Here is a 16672-nt window from a genome sequence, read left to right as displayed (position 1 = left end):
GACGGGGGTTAGGACTGTTCGGAATCCGGGTGGAAATTCACCGGACGGGCAGGCACGACAGTCGAAATTGCGTGCTTGTAGACCATCTGGGTGACCGTATTCCTGAGCAACACGACGTACTGGTCGAACGATTCGATGTTCCCTTGAAGCTTGATGCCGTTGACCAAGTAGATCGACACCGGCACGTGCTCTTTACGCAGTGCGTTCAAAAACGGGTCTTGTAACAATTGCCCTTTGTTGCTCATAGCAAACTCCGTATTTTTTTGCAGGTTGACTGAATTGACGACGAAGAAAAAGAGATCCGCCGTCAACCGCTACACTATAGCCGATTTTCATTTTTGCGCGAGAGGCCCGGCCTTGCGGCCAAACCCAGCACACACACGGGTTTCAGCCTGGATTTAGCCTTTATCCGCGTAAGGGTTCGTCGACGATCTGAACTCTATGCGCAATGGAGTCCCAGTCAGCTTGAAAGTTTCCCGGAAGCGGTTTTCAAGGTAGCGTTTGTACGTTTCGGTGATCGCATCGAGCGCGTTACCGTGAATCACGATGATCGGCGGATTCTGTCCGCCCTGGTGCGCGTAACGCAGTTTCGGGCGCACTGGACCGCGCCGGCGCGGTTGCTGGAATTCCACAGCCTCGATCAGCGCGCGCGTCAGCTTCGGCGTCGGCAGCTTGGCCATCGCGGCAGCGTAAGCGTCGTCGACCGAGCGCATCAACGGGCCAATACCGGTCTTTTCCGCGGCGGAAATGAAGTGGAATTTGGCGAAGTCGAGAAATTTTAGTTTGCGCTCGATGTCCGCCTTGGTGCGCTCGCGCACATGCGAATCGAGCCCGTCCCACTTGTTCACGCCGACCACCAGCGCGCGGCCCTGCTCCACCACGAAACCGGCAATGTGCGCGTCCTGTTCGGAAATATCCTGTTGTGCGTCGAGCAGCAGGATCACGACGTTCGCGTCCGAGATCGATTGCAGTGTCTTCACCACCGAGAACTTCTCGATCGCTTCGAACACCTTGCCGCGGCGGCGCAAACCAGCCGTGTCGATCAGCGTGTAGGGCTTGCCCTGACGCTCGAAATCGACGTAGATCGAATCGCGCGTGGTGCCCGGCATATCGAACGCAATCACGCGCTCTTCGCCCACCAGCGCGTTGATCAAGGTCGACTTGCCGACGTTCGGCCGGCCGACGATCGCGATCTTCACGCCGTGCGCCTGTTTTTCCTCGTCGCTCTCTTCCGGCTGTCCGGCGTACGCGACAGCCAGCGCCTCATTGATCATTTCGGTGACACCGTCGCCGTGTGCCGACGAAATCGCGCGCGGGTCGCCAAGACCGAGTTCGTAAAAGTCGGCGGCCACATTGCTGTACTTCATCCCCTCCGCCTTGTTGACGACGAGGAAGATCGGCCGGCCGGTCTTGCGCAGGTAGTCGGCAATCGTCTTGTCCTGCGGCGCGAGACCGTTGCGGCCGTCGACGATGAACACGACGACGTCCGATTCCTCGACCGCCTGGCGGGTTTGACGCGCCATCTCGTGCAGGATGCCGTCTTTCGCGACCGGCTCGAAGCCGCCAGTATCGACGACCAGATACGGCCGGTCGCCGGCGCGCCCCTCGCCGTAATGGCGATCGCGGGTGAGACCGGGCAGGTCGGCAACCAGCGCATCACGCGTACGCGTAAGGCGGTTGAATAGCGTGGATTTCCCCACATTGGGGCGCCCAACCAGGGCAATAACGGGTTTCATCAGATGTTGTTCACGGTGAAACGCGGGATCGAAATCGACCGCCCGCGTAGCGACGCCATGCGGCCGCTACACGGCAGCGTTTGACGAAAATTATCACGAATTCGGCCAGCCCCGGATGTGCTGTCAATATGCGCACCCGGGCGGACGGGGGGTTTGGCTGTATGGGGCGGCGCCATTGGGCCGCCAGTTTCAGTCTTTCTTGCTCAACGGCTCGCACGCCAAATTCAATACGATTCTCGGCAGTATCGATGGCGATAGCGTCGAAGGTAGCGCCGCAAGCAGCCACCCATGGCCACATGGGCCGTTTCTGATCCGACTTGCCGGACCAGCCAGTCCGGCGGAATATTTCTAGTAAATCTGCTGCACAGCAAAAACGCGTGCGGCCGGCGAAGCCGGCCTGCACGCTTGACGAAGCCTGACTCTACCAACGCCCTGCGCGATTAGCGCGGGCGGTAGCCGTACAGGTCGCCGTCGTGCGTCTGCACGACCAGCGTGTCGCCGGCCAGCACCGGCGCCGCGGTAATCGGGCTACCATCGGTCTTCACACGGGCCACGAGCGTGCCGTCGTCGCGCGACAGGAAGTGCACGTAACCCTGATAGTCGCCCAGCACGGCGGCGTGGCCCAGGATGAACGGGACGCCGAGGTCGCGGTTCTTCAGCTTGTCGTTCTTCCACAGCGGCGCGCCGTTGCTGACGTCAAACGCCGACACCACCGACCAGTCGTCGGCCGCCACCACGGCGCGGTCATCCTGCGCCAGACCGCTCGTGCTCGAGAACGCCTTTTCCCACACCGCGCGACCCGAGTTCGCATCGAAGCAGCCAATCTGGCCCTGGAACGTCACCGCGCAGGTTTCCGAACCGACCAGCGTGGGCGGCCCCGTCACGTCGTTGATGCGCTCCACTTCCGTCACGCCCTTCGGATACGACACCGGCGTTTGCCAGTAGTTGTCGCCGGTCTGCAGGTTGATCGCGGCGAACGCGCCACCCGGGAAGCCTGCCAGCACGGCCGCGTCACCCGCGAACGTCATGCCCGACGAGACGCGCAGATTGAGCGGCACCGCGCGGTTGCGGTAGTTCCACTTCTGCTCGCCGGTCTGCGCATTGAACGCGACGATCTGACCGTCGACCGTGCGCACCACCACGAGGCCGTTGCCGACCAGCGGCGGCGAGATGATTTCGCCAGGCGCCTTGGCGGTCCACAATTGCTTGCCGTCCGCGCCGAGCACGTAGACGTCGCCCTTCAGGCCGCCGACCGCCGTGAGCGTACCGTCGCTGCCGACACCTGCCGACAGGTCGTCATGCAGCTTGACGCGCCAGATATCCTGGCCGGTTTGCGCGTCGATCTTCGCAACCGAGCCGTTCGCGCCAGCTGCGTACACCGCGTTGCCGACCGCAACCGGCGAGAACAGGTAACGACCCGCCTTGCCCACGCTGGCCTTCCATGCCTGCTGCACGTCGAGCACGGGTTTGAACTCGGTGAGCGGCGTCGGCACGCGGCGCTCGTCTTTCGTGGATGAGCAAGCCGCCATGGTGAGGACGGTCATCGCACAGGCAACGGGCACAGCGTAACGTTTCAGCAGATTCATCGGTGGACGAAGCATTCAGGAAATCAATTAAAGGAGACCGGTTGGTCGTGTCATGCGGCGCGCTGCATGCGGCAATTAGCCGCCCAGCGCGTCCAGCTTGAACTGAATCAACTGGCGAGCCGAGCTATCGTTTTGCGACAGCGAGTCGAGCGCAAGCTTGTAGGCGGCGCGCGCATCGTCACGCTTGCCCTGAGCCGCGAGCAGGTCACCGCGGCCGTTCGCCACAATGCCCTTGAACGCATCGGACTGCGGTTCGGCGAGCAGTGCAAGACCCTGGTCGTAAGCCTTGTCGTCGAGCAGCAGCGAAGCCAGACGCAGCCTGGCGATCTGCTTGAACTCGTCGTCTTTGGCGTGATCGATGGTCCATTGCAACTGGGCCTTCGCTGCGCCTTCGTCACCCGCGGCGTACAGCGCCTTGGCAGCGCCCAGCGCGGTCATCTGTGCATACGCGGTGCTACTGAACTTGTCTTCCATATCAGTAGCGACGCGCGTGATCTTCGCCTTGTCGCCCGATGCCACAGCTTGCTGCACCTGGTCATACAGCACCGCGGCTTCCGCCGCCTGGCGCCGTTGCCAGAAATTCCAGCCGTTCCAGCCCGCTGCGGCGACCAGCGCCACCAGCACGATCCACGTGGTTGCATTACCCCACTGCGTCCACCATGCTTTCAGACTTTCAATCGATTCTTGTTCGTCGTGGTAACTCATCGCCCGGCGATTTCCTCTTTCTTGATACGTGTGCGTGTCGAGCCAAGGGGCTCGACGACATAGCGATCAGTCGTCGCCGTCTTCGGCGGTTGCAACCATCGCATTGATTAGAAATTCGGTCAAGTCTTCGGCGGGCACGTTATGTTGCTCGCTCTTACCGCCGTTAGCGCCTGTATCGCGCAGTGGCTTGACGCCGACCGTACCGTTGGCAATCTCGTCTTCGCCGAGGATCACCGCGAATGCCGCACCACTGGCGTCAGCGCGCTTCATCTGCGACTTGAAGCTCGCCGTCTGACCGTCCGCGCTGCAATGCAGGATCACGTCGAGGCCGGTGTCGCGCAAGCGCTCGGCGATGATAAAGGCCTGTTCGCGTGCCGCGTCGCCCTGATGGACCACGTACACGTCGCAACCTTCGTCTTCCGGCACGAGCTGCTCTTCTTTCAGCAACTCGAGGATACGTTCGACACCCATGGCCCAGCCGCACGCGCCCGTCGGCTTGCCGCCAAGCTGTTCGATCAGCGGATCGTAACGGCCGCCGGCCGCGACCGTGCCTTGCGCGCCCAGCTTGTCGGTCACCCATTCGAACACGGTCAGATTGTAATAATCGAGACCGCGCACGAGACGCGGATTGATCGTGAACGGAATGTTGTTCGCCTTCAGAATGCGCTGCAGACCTTCGAAGTGCGCGCGCGATTCTTCGCCGAGAAAATCGATCAGCTTCGGCGCGTTCTGCGCGACTTCCTGCATCGCCGGATTCTTCGTGTCGAGCACGCGCAGCGGGTTCGTGTACAGACGGCGCTTCGCCTCTTCATCGAGCACGTCCATGTGCTTTTCGAGGTACGCGATCAACTCGACGCGATGCGCCGCGCGCTCTTCCGCGAGACCCAGCGAATTGAGTTCGAGCTTGATGCCGATAAGCCCAAGGTCGTGCCACAAACGCTGGCACATCATGATGATTTCAGCGTCGGCATCCGGACCGGCGAAGCCCAGGGCTTCCACGCCGACCTGATGGAACTGCCGGTAGCGGCCGCGCTGCGGACGCTCGTGACGGAACATCGGGCCGATGTACCACAGCCGCTTCGGACCGTCGTACAGCATATTGTGCTCGATCACCGAGCGCACGACAGCCGCCGTGTTTTCCGGGCGCATCGTCAGATTTTCGCCGTTCAACGCGTCGGTAAAGCTGTACATCTCTTTCTCGACGATGTCGGTCACCTCACCGATACCGCGCTTGAACAACTGCGTATGCTCGATGATCGGCGTACGAATATTCTGGTATCCGTACGAACGCAGCATCGACTTGACGGTCGTTTCGAAAAACTCCCACAGCCCGGCTTCCTGCGGAAGGATGTCGTTCATGCCCTTCACACCGGACAATTTTTCGAGCTTTTTCTTCTGTTCAGTCATCTGTCTTCGATTGACGGTTTTTAGTTGAGTGCTTCGGCGCGGCCATAGCGGCGCTCGACGTAGTCACTCACGATTTGCTGGAATTCTTGCGCGATATTCTCGCCGCGCAGTGTCTTGACCTTCTCGCCGTCGATAAACACCGGCGCGGCCGGATTTTCGCCCGAACCCGGCAAGCTGATGCCAATGTTCGCCTGCTTCGATTCGCCCGGACCGTTGACGATGCAGCCCATCACCGCGACGTGCATCTTCTCGACGCCAGGATACTGATCGCGCCACACCGGCATCTGCGTACGCAGATAGGTCTGGATTTGCGACGCAAGTTCCTGGAACAGCGTGCTGGTCGTGCGGCCGCAACCCGGGCACGCGATCACCATCGGCGTGAACGAGCGCAGACCCATGGTCTGCAAAATTTCCTGACCGACGATCACTTCGCCTGTTCGCGGGCCACCCGGCTCCGGCGTCAGCGAGATACGGATCGTGTCGCCAATACCTTGCTGCAGCAGCACCGACAACGCAGCGGTCGACGCCACGATGCCTTTTGAACCCATACCCGCTTCGGTCAAACCGAGGTGCAGCGCGAATTCGCAACGCTGCGCGAGTTCACGATACACCGCGATCAGATCCTGCACGCCGCTGACCTTGCACGACAGAATGATCTTGTTGCGCGGGAGGCCGATCTCGACTGCACGTTCCGCCGAGCCGATCGCCGACTGGATCAGCGCTTCGTACATTACGCTCTGCGCTTCCCACGGTGTGGAACGCGCGGCGTTTTCGTCCATCATTTTCGCGAGCAGGTCCTGGTCGAGGCTGCCCCAGTTGACGCCGATCCGCACCGGCTTGTCGTACTTCACGGCTGCTTCGATCATCTGCGCGAACTGCGTGTCGCGCTTCGCGCCGTGGCCGACATTGCCCGGATTGATCCGGTACTTCGACAGCGACTCCGCGCACGCGGGGTAATCACGCAGCAGCAAATGGCCGTTGTAATGAAAATCGCCGACCAGCGGCACCGACACGCCCATGCGGTCGAGCTGCTCGCGAACAGCCGGCACAGCCGCCGCCGCTTCCGGCGTGTTGACCGTGATACGCACCAGTTCCGAGCCGGCTTGCGCCAGCTCCTTGATCTGGATCGCCGTACCGATCGCATCCGCGGTGTCGGTGTTGGTCATCGACTGGACGCGCACGGGCGCATCGCCACCGATCGTGACGAGCTGGCCGCCCCAACGGACATCGACCGCGTGCGACTTGCGCCGCGCGGCGTGCCCGCCGAACACCGGCTCGTTTGAAACGATCTTGCTACTGGATTGGGATTGAGCTTCGGATTGCATCGAAAAACCCATTTACGCCGCATGCGCCACACAAAAGACGTAGCGCCTGAATTGAAAAAGCGTCGCGACCCGGTTGGCCGCGACGCATACCGTATCTATCAAGGCAGCGCGAAGCGTGCCACGTTACCCTTGGCTGCCGAATATTTCGACGGATCGACTGGCTGGCCATCGAGCGTAAGCGACTCGAGACCTGCCTTGTTGCCGATCGTGACCTTGAAAGGGCCCGCGCCCGTCACTTCCTTCGTATCGCCTGCGTGCACGAGGCCGGAGAACACCTCCTTGCCATCCTTGCCACGCACGCTGAACCAGCTGTCCTGTGTCACGCGCAACGCGATGATCGCCTCACCCGCGGCCGGCGCCGCGGTTGCCGCCGTTGCCGTATCCGCCACGGCCGATGCGCCAATCGCTGCGACCACCGGCGCGCTAGCGCCTTGCGCCGCAGCCTGGGCCTGCGAACCTGCCTTCGGCGGGACCGCTGCTGCCGTGACCTCCGGAGCAGAAGACGGCGCCGCTCCGGTCGCCAGCGGCGCGGGCATCGGCGTAGCCGACGCTGCGTTATCCGCTGCAGCCTGCGTTTCCGGTGCTGAAGCAGCGTCTTCCGCGGTTGCCTCGGAACCTGCCGCTTGACCTTGCGCCACCGCCACTGCGCCCGATGCACCGGTCGCGCCACCCGGGGCGCCGCTCGCGCTCGCCTTCAACCGCGCAAGCCACGCCGACGAATCACCGCCATTGGTGTGCCACATGCCGAGCGCGATCACCGCGACGATCACCGCCGCAATGCCCCATAACCAGGAGCGGCTCTTTTGCCCGCTACCACCGAGCGACAGCGACACGCGGCCACGCGGCAAATCCCTGCCGGACGAAGCCGGCATCGACAGATCCGGCGCCGGCACGCCCTTCTCGCGGCGCAAAGCCTGCGTGAACGGCGTGGGATCGGCGCCGAGCATCTTCGCGTAGCTGCGCACCACGCCGAGTGCAAAGGTCGTGTCCGGCAAATGGCTGATGTCACCCGATTCGAGCGCACGCAACTTGGTGACAGACACCTTCAGGCGTGCCGACACATCTTCGATCGTCCAGCCTTTCGATTCACGCAATTGGGTCAAGCGCGCGCCAACCGCTGCCAGGGAATCCAAACCCGTCAGGCCCGGCTGCACAACAGGCTGCACCACCGCCCGTGCGGCCGGCGCCGGGTGGCCTTCGTTTGTGTCTGTGTCATGCGGCTGCGGGTGCTGCGGCTCACTCATCCCAAATCCTTTCGCGTCGATTCTTTTTCACTTGTGCAACCCGGACGGGCCAAAGCCTCACGCCCGAATCGCAGACCGTTTATAACAAAATGCGCGGCCTTGTGTGCCGCTTCCGATCGCTTCTGCAAACTTTCTTTTCAATCGCTGCAGGTTCGGAAAGATTTCGCGCGTTCGCAATACCACCCACCGAACGCCCTCGCCCTTGCCGCCTGCCGCGATTACACGGCGCGAACCTCGATCACCTTTGCCGCCTTCCCGGTGCGCTCAGCAAGGCGCGTGCGGTCTTTCACCGCACCGGCCAACTGACCGCAGGCAGCGTCGATATCATCGCCGCGTGTTTTGCGCACTGTGGTGACGACGCCTGCGTCCATCAACACTTGTGCAAACCGCTTGATCTGTTCCGGCTTCGAGCGGATGAGGCCCGACTCGGGGAACGGATTGAACGGAATCAGGTTGAACTTGCACGGTACGTCGCGCGTGACGGCCAGCAGTTCGCGCGCTTGCGCTTCGCTGTCGTTCACGCCGTCGAGCATGCAATATTCGAACGTAATGAAATCGCGCGGCGCAACCTTCAGATAGCGCTGACAGGCAGCCATCAATTCGCGCAGCGGATACTTCTTGTTCAGCGGCACCAGCATGTCGCGCAGCGGGTCGCTCGGCGCATGCAACGATACCGCGAGCGCCACCGGCAGATCGGCGCCGAGCCGGTCCATCATCGGCACCACGCCCGAGGTGGACAGCGTGACGCGCCGGCGCGACAGGCCGTACGCGTTGTCGTCCAGCATCAGGCGCATGGCCGGCACCACCGCGTCGTAATTGAGCAGCGGCTCGCCCATGCCCATCATCACCACATTCGTGACGACGCGCTCGCCTTTCCCGTCACCACCCGTGGCGCGCCCGCCGTCCGTGCCGCGCGTCGCGCGCAGCGCGAACTCGGCCATGCGCAGCTGGCCAATGATTTCGCCGGTGGTCAGATTGCGGGAGAAACCCTGTTTGCCGGTCGAACAGAAACGGCAGTTGACCGCGCACCCGGCCTGCGACGACACGCACAGCGTGCCACGCGTTTCTTCGGGGATATAAACGGTTTCAACCGCGTTGCTGTTGCCGACGTCGATCAGCCACTTGCGTGTGCCGTCGGTCGAGATATTGTCACTGACGATGCCAGGCATCGTGATCGTTGCGCGCCCTTTGAGCTTTTCGCGCAAGGACTTCGCCAGATCGGTCATGCCGTCGAAGTCGGCAGCGTTGTACTGATGAATCCAGCGCTGCAATTGCTTGGCGCGAAACGGCTTCTCGCCCAGGCTGCCGCAGTAGGCGACAAGCCCTTGGGCGTCGAGGTCGAGAAGGTTGACGGTGGGACTGCTCGTCATATCGAATCCTGCCATTTCAGTGCGAGACTGCGTTCATGCAACAAGCTGCATGAACGCAATGCCGTTCGCGCCCATTCCTGCTGCTTTACCTTACTACTTTGCCGGGCTGTTCGTGCGGATTCGTGCGACAAATCCAACGGCTGCGCACGAATCAAACCCGTCCAAACCCGCTTAACGCGAGTAAACGTTCACTTGCGGGAAGAAGAACGCGATTTCAACGGCAGCCGTTTCAGCAGCGTCCGAACCGTGCACCGCGTTAGCGTCGATGCTGTCGGCGAAATCGGCGCGGATCGTGCCCTTTTCTGCCTTCTTCGGGTCCGTTGCACCCATCAGGTCGCGGTGCTTCAGGATCGCGTTTTCGCCTTCCAGCGCTTGCACGACCACCGGGCCCGAGATCATGAAATCAACCAGGTCCTTGAAGAACGGGCGTGCGGCGTGCACAGCGTAGAACTTCTCTGCGTCAGCGCGCGACAGATGGACCATGCGCGAAGCCACGATCTTCAGGCCAGCGTTTTCGAAACGGCTGTAGATCTGACCGATCACGTTCTTGGCCACTGCGTCCGGCTTGATAATCGACAGGGTGCGTTCGATCGCCATAAAAACTCCAAAAAATTAAGAGGTTACAGATTCAAATGAATCCGCTATTGTAGCATGTTCCCGTGTATGATTGCGATTGAACCCTTACAGCATTGAAAGACTCCAAGCAGGAGTTTCCGAATACTGGTAGCGTAGGCCGTGTGGACTTTTTCTGGGTATTGAAACTCCCGGCCACCGCGCCAATCTTAGGGATGAACACCCTGCGACTGGCGGCATAAATCCCGGCCAGCGCCGTACATCCCGACGCACAGCCCGCTACACAACCCGCCGCACAACCATTACGCAACACGCTTCTGAGGTAAGGAGAGACCATGAACGATCATCCGTATAGCTTTGGCCGCAATGGCGCGGTTAGCACGGTCGAAACGCGCAACCGCGTACTACGGAACACCTACTGGCTGCTCGCGCTGTCCATGATTCCGACAGTGCTCGGCGCCTGGGTAGGCGTAGCCACCGGTTTCTCGCTGTTCGCCGCCACCAGCCCGGGCATGAGCATGTTGGCGTTCTTCGCGATCGCCTTCGGCTTCATGTTCGCCATCCAGAAAACGAAAGACAGCGCCATCGGCGTATTCGTGCTGCTCGGCTTCACGTTCTTCATGGGCCTGATGCTGTCGCGCATCCTGAGCTTTGTGCTCGGTTTTTCGAACGGCCCGTCACTGATCATGCTCGCCTTCGGTGGCACTGGTGTGATCTTCGCCTCCATGGCAACGATCGCCACGGTCAGCAAGCGTGACTTCTCGGGTCTCGGCAAGTGGCTGTTCATGGGCGTGATCGTGCTGCTGCTGGCTTCGGTCGCGAACGTGTTCCTGCACCTGCCCGCGTTGATGCTGACGGTGTCGGTGCTGGCCATCGTGATCTTCTCGGCCTACATGCTGTTCGACGTCCAGCGCGTCGTGAACGGTGGTGAGACGAATTACATCACCGCCACCCTCGCGATCTATCTGGATCTGTACAACGTGTTCGTCAACCTGCTCGCGCTGCTCGGCATCTTCGGCGGCAACCGCAACTAAGTCTGACGCAAGGCACGGGCACCCCGCGGCGCCCGATATGCCGGCCTTAAAGAAAAAGCCCATGGCGAGCAATCGTCATGGGCTTTTTCATTGCACCGCCGTTGCGCCCGGCCGGCCGTCAATCGCGGCTGCACAAGGCGACGCCAGATCATTAGAGACGGATCACAAGCTCAACCAGGCGAAGCCTTCATCCTGAGACGCGACCACCACTTCGGTCGGCGCCGAACCCAGCACACCCGCCATGGCAGCCTGCGCCAGCTCCGGCGAGTTGTTCTGCTGGCTCAGATGCGCGGCCACCAGATGGCGCAAGCGCGAACGGTCGAGTGAGGCCAGGATTTCAGCCGCCGCCTCGTTGTTCAGATGCCCATGATTGCCGCCGATGCGCGCCTTCAGCGATTGGGGATACCGGCTACCCGCCAGCATCCGCACATCATGATTGCATTCGAGCACCAGCGCGTCGCAGCCGCTCAACACCGCGCTGATGTGCGGCGTGGAGGTGCCGACGTCGGTCAGCACGCCAAGCCGGCTCGCGCCATTGGAGAGCACGTATTGCAGCGGCTCGCGGGCGTCGTGAGGAACGGTGTAAGGGAGGATGCTGAGGTCGCCGATCGCCACCGCTTCGTCGCCCCACAACACCTGCAGGTCGACGTCGGCCTCATCGGCACCCACCGCGCGGGCGGTGCCCCAGCTCATGTACAACGGAATCGACCACTTGCGCGCCAGCGTCAGCGCGCTGCCAATGTGGTCGCTGTGTTCATGTGTAATCAGAATGGCGTCGAGACCTTCGACCCCCGCGCCGAGCCGCGTTAGACGCCGCTCGACTTCCTTGGCCGAAAAGCCACAATCAAGCAGAACGCGCGTGGTGGTCGCGCCGCTTTGCGCTTCCACCAGCAAGGCATTGCCTTCACTGCCGCTGCCGAGACTGGCGAAGCGCACAGCTCGCTTAGTTCAGTTGGGCGTGCAGCAACGTCACGATGCGCTGCGCATCGGACGAGTTATCCACCTGCCCGTTCGAATCCACCACTGCCACCTGCGTCACGGTGTCACCCTTCGAGCGCACATTGACGAGGAATTCCTGACCCGGCTTCTTCGACGAATTGCTGCTGTAGAACAGCTTGCCGAACAGCCCTTCCTTCTTCAGCTCCTGCATCGAGTCAGCGTAACGCACGTAGTAGATGCCTTTCGCGCGGTCACGGTTGTCGACGGTAAAGTTGGTGCGGTCAAGCGCGAGACCCACACGCAACCATGCGCGGTCGAACGATTCCTGCAGGTCGAGCGTCGCGGCACCCGCGCTCTGATCGATCGTGGCCGGTGCGGTGGCCGGGCGGGCATCGGTCAGAAGTTGCTTCGACTGCGCGTCGGTCAGGCCGAACTTCTGCATCAGCTTGGCCAGGAACAGCGCTTCCAGCGCCGGATCGCGCGGACGCTCTTCCCAGCGCGACGACGTCTTGTCCTGCCCGGTCAGCATTTCTTCCATCGCGCTATGCGTGATCGAGATGTCCGTGGTGTCAGCCGGACCGCGCGACACGAGCGTGCGGAAGCTGTCACGGGTGCCCGACGAGTAAGCGAAGTCAATCACCTTACCGACCGTGCGACGGAACCAGTCGTCCGGAATATTGGCGCGGTTTTCAGCCCAGTCGGTGTTCATGATGCCGGTGGCAGGCGCATCGGTTTTCAGTGCGAAGCCGTTTTCCTGCCAGAATTCCTGCAACTGCGGCCACAGTTGTTCCGGCGTGCGGCCGTCGACGACCAGCCAGCGACGATCGCCGTCACGCTCGACGTGCATGCCCAGCGGATCTTGCGCATTCGGCTGGCCTTCCGTGGCATTGCCCGCTGCGGTAACCGCGCGTTGCGGCGAGCCGCCCAGCGCCAGATTGGCCGGCGGCGCCACGTAGCGCTGATCGGTCTGCGTGGTGGTCAGATCGCCCGGAACGGCGAGCGGCGGCGCGCTGCCTGCGCCCTTGTAGTTGACGCGGTCGGAGGCGAACCAGTCGTTCAGCGTGTCACAGCCGGCGAGCGTTACCAGGGCAAGCGCCAGCGCCGCCATGCGGGTTGCGTGGAGGGAAAGTGCGGAACGTTTCATGAGGTCCTTCGTGATGCTGGAACGCGGTGCCTGGTTCTGTGTGCCGGGAACGTGGGCTGGATCGACGTCGGTTAAGGGAGTGCCGGTGACAGGCTTTCAATAACGCTGGGGGCTGTGGGGGGCTGGGTCGGGCCCGGCTTAGCCCAGCAGACCCGCTTCGCGCAGCGCGCCGCGCACCACTTCGTGGTATTGCGCGTCGAGCGGCGTGAGCGGCAGGCGGATTCCGCCCTGCACACGACCCAGTTGCTGCAACGCCCATTTCGCAGGAATCGGATTCGACTCGATGAACAGGTTCTTATGCAGCGACAGGAGTTTCAAATGAATCTCGCGGGCGGTCTTTGCGTCCGCTGCAAGCGCCGCTTTGCACAGATCGCTCATCGCGCGCGGCGCGACGTTTGCGGTGACCGAAATATTGCCGTGGCCGCCGAGCAGCATCAGCGCGATCGCGGTGGGATCGTCACCGCTGTAAATGCCGAAATGCGCGGGCGCCGACTTGATCAGGTGCGCGGCGCGATCGATGTTGCCCGTCGCTTCCTTCACACCAATGATGCCCGGCACCTGCGCGCAACGCAGAATCGTATCGTTGCTCATGTCCGCGACCGTACGGCCCGGCACGTTGTACAGGATCACCGGCAGATCGACGGTTTCGGCGATCTTCGCAAAGTGGCGATAGATGCCTTCCTGGGTCGGCTTGTTGTAGTACGGCACGACCTGCAGCGTGGCGTCCGCGCCGACTTCCTTAGCCTGCTGGGTGAGTTCGATGGCTTCCGTGGTGGAATTGCCGCCCGAGCCCGCGATCACCGGAATCCGGCCCGCTGTGTGCTCGACTGCGGTTTTGACCATCAGCACGTGTTCTTCGACCGACAGCGTGGCCGACTCGCCGCTCGTGCCGACCACGACGAGGGCGTCCGTGCCCTCTGCGATGTGCCAGTCGATCAGTTTGCGAAACGCCGGCAGATCGAGGCTGCCGTCTTCAAGCATCGGAGTAATGATGGCAGGGATGCTGCCGCGAATCTGAACGCCGCCAGTGCTGCTTTGATTGCCGTTAGTCATGAAACGCCATGAATTTGATCAGGTAAACCGCGATTGTAGCGGATTACCCAGCCAGCTCGTAACAAGGCGGGGGTGCCGCCTCTGCGCGCTCGGCTGAGCGATCCGCCTCCATAATTGCGCATATCCGCTGGACGTAAGCCGGGCGCGGCTGCGCGAGAAATCCGTCTTGAAATGCGACCACACGCAGGTGGCCGCGCACCACGTCGAGCAGCTCGCCGGGCGCGAGCAAAAACGCCGGATTAGACGGTTTGCCGACGCTTTCGTTGCCTTGTGCGAAGGTCTCGTAAACCAGTACGCCGCCGGGGGCAAGCGAGCGCAAAAGCTGCGGAAACAGGGGCCGGTGCAGATAGTTCGTGACCACGACCGCGGCGAATTTCGCGTCGGCGGCCAAGGGCCAGTCGGCGCCTTCGATATCAGCCACGAGCGTGGTGACGAGCGGCTCGTCACGCATGGCGTCCAGCGCTGCCGCATTGCGGTCGAGCGCGGTCACCGGATGACCCAGCGAGGCAAAGAACCGCGCATGCCGCCCCGCCCCCGACGCCACGTCGAGCACCGCGCCGCCGGCCGCGACCAGATGCGCCCAGTGGCGCACCCAGCGCGACGGCTCGCCGTTTCCGTGCGAGGAACCGTCCGGCAGGGTAACGGGGGTACTCATTGCTTCAGCGCCGCACTCAGTTGTACGACAGGCCCATCGCCTCGCGCACGTCACGCATCGTTTCCGTGGCGTACTTGCGGGCCTTGTCGCAGCCGTCGGCGACGATCGCGCGCAACAGCGACGGATCGTCCATGTACTTCTGCGCACGCTCGAGCATCGGCTGCTGTTCGCGCAGAATCCCTTCGATCACCGGTTGCTTGCACTCAAGGCAGCCAATTCCCGCCGTCCGGCAGCCCTTCTGCACCCACTCGTGCGTGGCTTCGTCCGTGTAGACCTGGTGCAGTTGCCACACCGGGCACTTGTCCGGGTCGCCCGGATCGGTGCGACGCACGCGGGCCGGATCGGTCGGCATGGTGCGGACCTTCTTCGTGATCGTTTCCGCGTCTTCGCGCAGGCCGATCGTATTGCCGTACGACTTCGACATCTTCTGGCCGTCCAGACCCGGCATGCGCGACGCTTCGGTCAGCATGGCCTGCGGCTCGACCAGAATGATCTTGCGCGAACCTTCGAGGTAACCGAACAGACGCTCGCGATCGCTCATCGACAGGCTCTGCGATTCCTGCAACATCGCGCGCGCCTGTTCGAGTGCTTCGTCGTCGCCTTCCTGCTGATAGGCGTTGCGCAGTTCGTGATAGAGCTTGGCGCGCTTTCCGCCCAACTTCTTCGCGGCTTCATTGGCTTTCTCTTCGAAGCCCGGTTCGCGGCCGTACAGATAGTTGAAACGGCGCGCGATTTCACGCGTCATTTCGACGTGCGGCACCTGATCTTCGCCAACCGGCACGAGCGAGCCGCGGTACAGCAGAATGTCCGCCGCCATCAGCACCGGATAGCCGAGGAAACCGTAGGTGGACAGGTCCTTGTCCTTCAGCTTCTCCTGCTGCTCCTTGTAGGTCGGCACGCGTTCGAGCCAGCCCAGCGGCGTACTCATGCCGAGCAGCAACGCCAGCTCCGCATGCTCGGGCACCTTGCTCTGGATGAACAGCGTAGCCTGCGCCGGATCGATGCCTGAGGCGAGCCAGTCGATCAGCACGTCCCACACGTTCTTTTCGATCACTTCGGGCGTTTCGTAGTGCGTCGTCAGCGCGTGCCAGTCGACCACGCAGAAGAAACACGGGTATTCGGACTGCAACCGCACCCAGTTTTTCAGCACGCCGTGATAGTGGCCGAGGTGCAGCGACCCGGTGGGCCGCATGCCGGAGAAGATACGGTCTGGGAACATGGTTATTTAGAAAAGCGAAACAAGTGGAGTCAGAATTGCGGTAATCGCACCGTAGCCGAGCGTCACGAGGGGGCTCAGCCAATAGCGCGTGAGCGTGCCCGTCATGACCAGCGCCATCACGATGAAGAATCCGTACGGTTCGAGGCGCGACAGCGCGATCGATTGCCGCGGCGGCAACAGCGCCATCAGCACGCGGCCGCCGTCGAGCGGGGGCAGCGGAAACAGGTTGAGGACGCCGAGCACGAGGTTCACACCGACGCCGGCTGCCGCCATGCGCGTGAAGAACGGTTCGTCGACCCCCGCCACGCCAAGTGCAACGCTGATCAGACCCCACACCAGCGCCTGCACGAAATTGCAGCCCGGCCCGGCGGCTGCGACCCACAGGCTGCCCCAACGCGGGTTGCGCAAATTGCCGAAGGCGACCGGCACCGGCTTCGCGTAACCGAACATAAACGCGCCGCTGGTGGCGAAGTACAGCAGCAAGGGAATCGCGATCGTGCCGAGCGGATCGATGTGCCGCATCGGATTGAGGGAGACGCGGCCAAGCACGTACGCGGTATTGTCGCCGAGCCAGCGCGCGACGTAACCATGCGCGGCTTCATGCAGCGTGATGGCGAAAATCACCGGCAACGCGTAAACCGCAATGGTCTGTATCAGGGAAGAATCCATAACTGGCTATTGT

General features: G+C 62.3%; 16 protein-coding genes. 1 reads left to right on the top strand and 15 read right to left on the bottom strand.

Annotated features, from left to right (window positions below):
- Positions 1-8: 8 nt before the first annotated feature.
- The 9 genes from hfq to ndk all read right to left on the bottom strand — a co-directional run bounded on the left by hfq (position 9) and on the right by ndk (position 9970).
- Positions 9-245, bottom strand: a complete 237-nt coding sequence (hfq, locus tag PQQ96_RS16000) for an RNA chaperone Hfq (protein WP_006051315.1) — start codon at positions 243-245, stop codon at positions 9-11.
- Between the two features lie 153 nt (positions 246-398).
- Complete coding sequence (der, locus tag PQQ96_RS15995; RefSeq protein ID WP_408293432.1) at positions 399-1736, bottom strand: ribosome biogenesis GTPase Der; 1338 nt, start codon at positions 1734-1736, stop codon at positions 399-401.
- Positions 1737-2176: 440 nt separating this feature from the next.
- Positions 2177-3322 carry an outer membrane protein assembly factor BamB gene (gene bamB / locus PQQ96_RS15990; RefSeq protein ID WP_408293488.1) on the bottom strand — a complete coding sequence of 382 codons (1146 nt, stop codon included), beginning with the start codon at positions 3320-3322 and terminating at the stop codon, positions 2177-2179.
- Between the two features lie 75 nt (positions 3323-3397).
- Complete coding sequence (locus PQQ96_RS15985) at positions 3398-4027, bottom strand: YfgM family protein (RefSeq protein WP_408293429.1); 630 nt, start codon at positions 4025-4027, stop codon at positions 3398-3400.
- Positions 4028-4093: 66 nt separating this feature from the next.
- The gene (gene hisS / locus PQQ96_RS15980; RefSeq protein ID WP_408293426.1) at positions 4094-5434 is read right to left on the bottom strand and encodes a histidine--tRNA ligase; all 1341 of its coding nucleotides are present in this window, start codon (positions 5432-5434) and stop codon (positions 4094-4096) included.
- Between the two features lie 20 nt (positions 5435-5454).
- Complete coding sequence (gene ispG / locus PQQ96_RS15975) at positions 5455-6771, bottom strand: flavodoxin-dependent (E)-4-hydroxy-3-methylbut-2-enyl-diphosphate synthase (RefSeq protein ID WP_408293423.1); 1317 nt, start codon at positions 6769-6771, stop codon at positions 5455-5457.
- Positions 6772-6857: 86 nt separating this feature from the next.
- Positions 6858-8003 (bottom strand): helix-turn-helix domain-containing protein, encoded by a 1146-nt coding sequence (locus tag PQQ96_RS15970; protein ID WP_408293420.1) that lies wholly within the window; start codon positions 8001-8003, stop codon positions 6858-6860.
- Between the two features lie 218 nt (positions 8004-8221).
- On the bottom strand, positions 8222-9373 hold the full coding sequence (gene rlmN, locus PQQ96_RS15965; protein ID WP_408293418.1) for a dual-specificity RNA methyltransferase RlmN: 1152 nt from the start codon (positions 9371-9373) through the stop codon (positions 8222-8224).
- Positions 9374-9544: 171 nt separating this feature from the next.
- Positions 9545-9970 carry a nucleoside-diphosphate kinase gene (gene ndk, locus PQQ96_RS15960; protein WP_012433533.1) on the bottom strand — a complete coding sequence of 142 codons (426 nt, stop codon included), beginning with the start codon at positions 9968-9970 and terminating at the stop codon, positions 9545-9547.
- 311 nt (positions 9971-10281) lie between these two features.
- Between ndk and PQQ96_RS15955 the strand changes: the two genes are divergently transcribed.
- Complete coding sequence (locus tag PQQ96_RS15955; protein ID WP_054038214.1) at positions 10282-10980, top strand: Bax inhibitor-1/YccA family protein; 699 nt, start codon at positions 10282-10284, stop codon at positions 10978-10980.
- A 162-nt stretch (positions 10981-11142) separates the two neighbouring features.
- Here PQQ96_RS15955 and PQQ96_RS15950 read toward each other — a convergent pair whose 3' ends face one another.
- The 6 genes from PQQ96_RS15950 to PQQ96_RS15925 form a co-directional block, all read right to left on the bottom strand.
- Positions 11143-11916, bottom strand: coding sequence for an MBL fold metallo-hydrolase (locus tag PQQ96_RS15950; protein WP_408293415.1), 774 nt, complete (start codon positions 11914-11916; stop codon positions 11143-11145).
- Between the two features lie 7 nt (positions 11917-11923).
- A complete protein-coding gene (bamC, locus tag PQQ96_RS15945) occupies positions 11924-13063 on the bottom strand; it encodes an NlpB/DapX family lipoprotein (protein ID WP_408293413.1) in 1140 nt (379 codons plus the stop codon).
- Positions 13064-13201: 138 nt separating this feature from the next.
- A complete protein-coding gene (gene dapA, locus PQQ96_RS15940; RefSeq protein ID WP_074282952.1) occupies positions 13202-14116 on the bottom strand; it encodes a 4-hydroxy-tetrahydrodipicolinate synthase in 915 nt (304 codons plus the stop codon).
- A 43-nt stretch (positions 14117-14159) separates the two neighbouring features.
- Positions 14160-14771, bottom strand: coding sequence for a class I SAM-dependent methyltransferase (locus PQQ96_RS15935; protein WP_408293410.1), 612 nt, complete (start codon positions 14769-14771; stop codon positions 14160-14162).
- A gap of 16 nt (positions 14772-14787) precedes the next feature.
- Positions 14788-15990, bottom strand: coding sequence for a tryptophan--tRNA ligase (locus tag PQQ96_RS15930; protein ID WP_074282950.1), 1203 nt, complete (start codon positions 15988-15990; stop codon positions 14788-14790).
- 6 nt (positions 15991-15996) lie between these two features.
- The gene (locus PQQ96_RS15925; protein ID WP_408293407.1) at positions 15997-16659 is read right to left on the bottom strand and encodes a site-2 protease family protein; all 663 of its coding nucleotides are present in this window, start codon (positions 16657-16659) and stop codon (positions 15997-15999) included.
- Positions 16660-16672 lie beyond the last annotated feature (13 nt).

Origin of the sequence: Paraburkholderia sediminicola, assembly GCF_046027825.1 — a bacterium.
In the GTDB taxonomy this organism is placed as follows: domain Bacteria; phylum Pseudomonadota; class Gammaproteobacteria; order Burkholderiales; family Burkholderiaceae; genus Paraburkholderia; species Paraburkholderia sediminicola_D.
Note: the sequence above shows the minus strand (reverse complement) of the source record. Positions and strands in the feature narration are given on the sequence as shown.

Excerpts from the sequence above, each read along its gene's own strand:
- hfq (WP_006051315.1), bottom strand. The coding sequence starts at position 245 with ATGAGCAACAAAGGGCAATTGTTACAAGACCCGTTTTTGAACGCACTG.
- der (WP_408293432.1), bottom strand. The coding sequence starts at position 1,736 with ATGAAACCCGTTATTGCCCTGGTTGGGCGCCCCAATGTGGGGAAATCC.
- bamB (WP_408293488.1), bottom strand. The coding sequence starts at position 3,322 with ATGAATCTGCTGAAACGTTACGCTGTGCCCGTTGCCTGTGCGATGACC.
- PQQ96_RS15985 (WP_408293429.1), bottom strand. The coding sequence starts at position 4,027 with ATGAGTTACCACGACGAACAAGAATCGATTGAAAGTCTGAAAGCATGG.
- hisS (WP_408293426.1), bottom strand. The coding sequence starts at position 5,434 with ATGACTGAACAGAAGAAAAAGCTCGAAAAATTGTCCGGTGTGAAGGGC.
- ispG (WP_408293423.1), bottom strand. The coding sequence starts at position 6,771 with ATGGGTTTTTCGATGCAATCCGAAGCTCAATCCCAATCCAGTAGCAAG.
- PQQ96_RS15970 (WP_408293420.1), bottom strand. The coding sequence starts at position 8,003 with ATGAGTGAGCCGCAGCACCCGCAGCCGCATGACACAGACACAAACGAA.
- rlmN (WP_408293418.1), bottom strand. The coding sequence starts at position 9,373 with ATGACGAGCAGTCCCACCGTCAACCTTCTCGACCTCGACGCCCAAGGG.
- ndk (WP_012433533.1), bottom strand. The coding sequence starts at position 9,970 with ATGGCGATCGAACGCACCCTGTCGATTATCAAGCCGGACGCAGTGGCC.
- PQQ96_RS15955 (WP_054038214.1), top strand. The coding sequence starts at position 10,282 with ATGAACGATCATCCGTATAGCTTTGGCCGCAATGGCGCGGTTAGCACG.
- bamC (WP_408293413.1), bottom strand. The coding sequence starts at position 13,063 with ATGAAACGTTCCGCACTTTCCCTCCACGCAACCCGCATGGCGGCGCTG.
- dapA (WP_074282952.1), bottom strand. The coding sequence starts at position 14,116 with ATGACTAACGGCAATCAAAGCAGCACTGGCGGCGTTCAGATTCGCGGC.
- PQQ96_RS15935 (WP_408293410.1), bottom strand. The coding sequence starts at position 14,771 with ATGAGTACCCCCGTTACCCTGCCGGACGGTTCCTCGCACGGAAACGGC.
- PQQ96_RS15930 (WP_074282950.1), bottom strand. The coding sequence starts at position 15,990 with ATGTTCCCAGACCGTATCTTCTCCGGCATGCGGCCCACCGGGTCGCTG.
- PQQ96_RS15925 (WP_408293407.1), bottom strand. The coding sequence starts at position 16,659 with ATGGATTCTTCCCTGATACAGACCATTGCGGTTTACGCGTTGCCGGTG.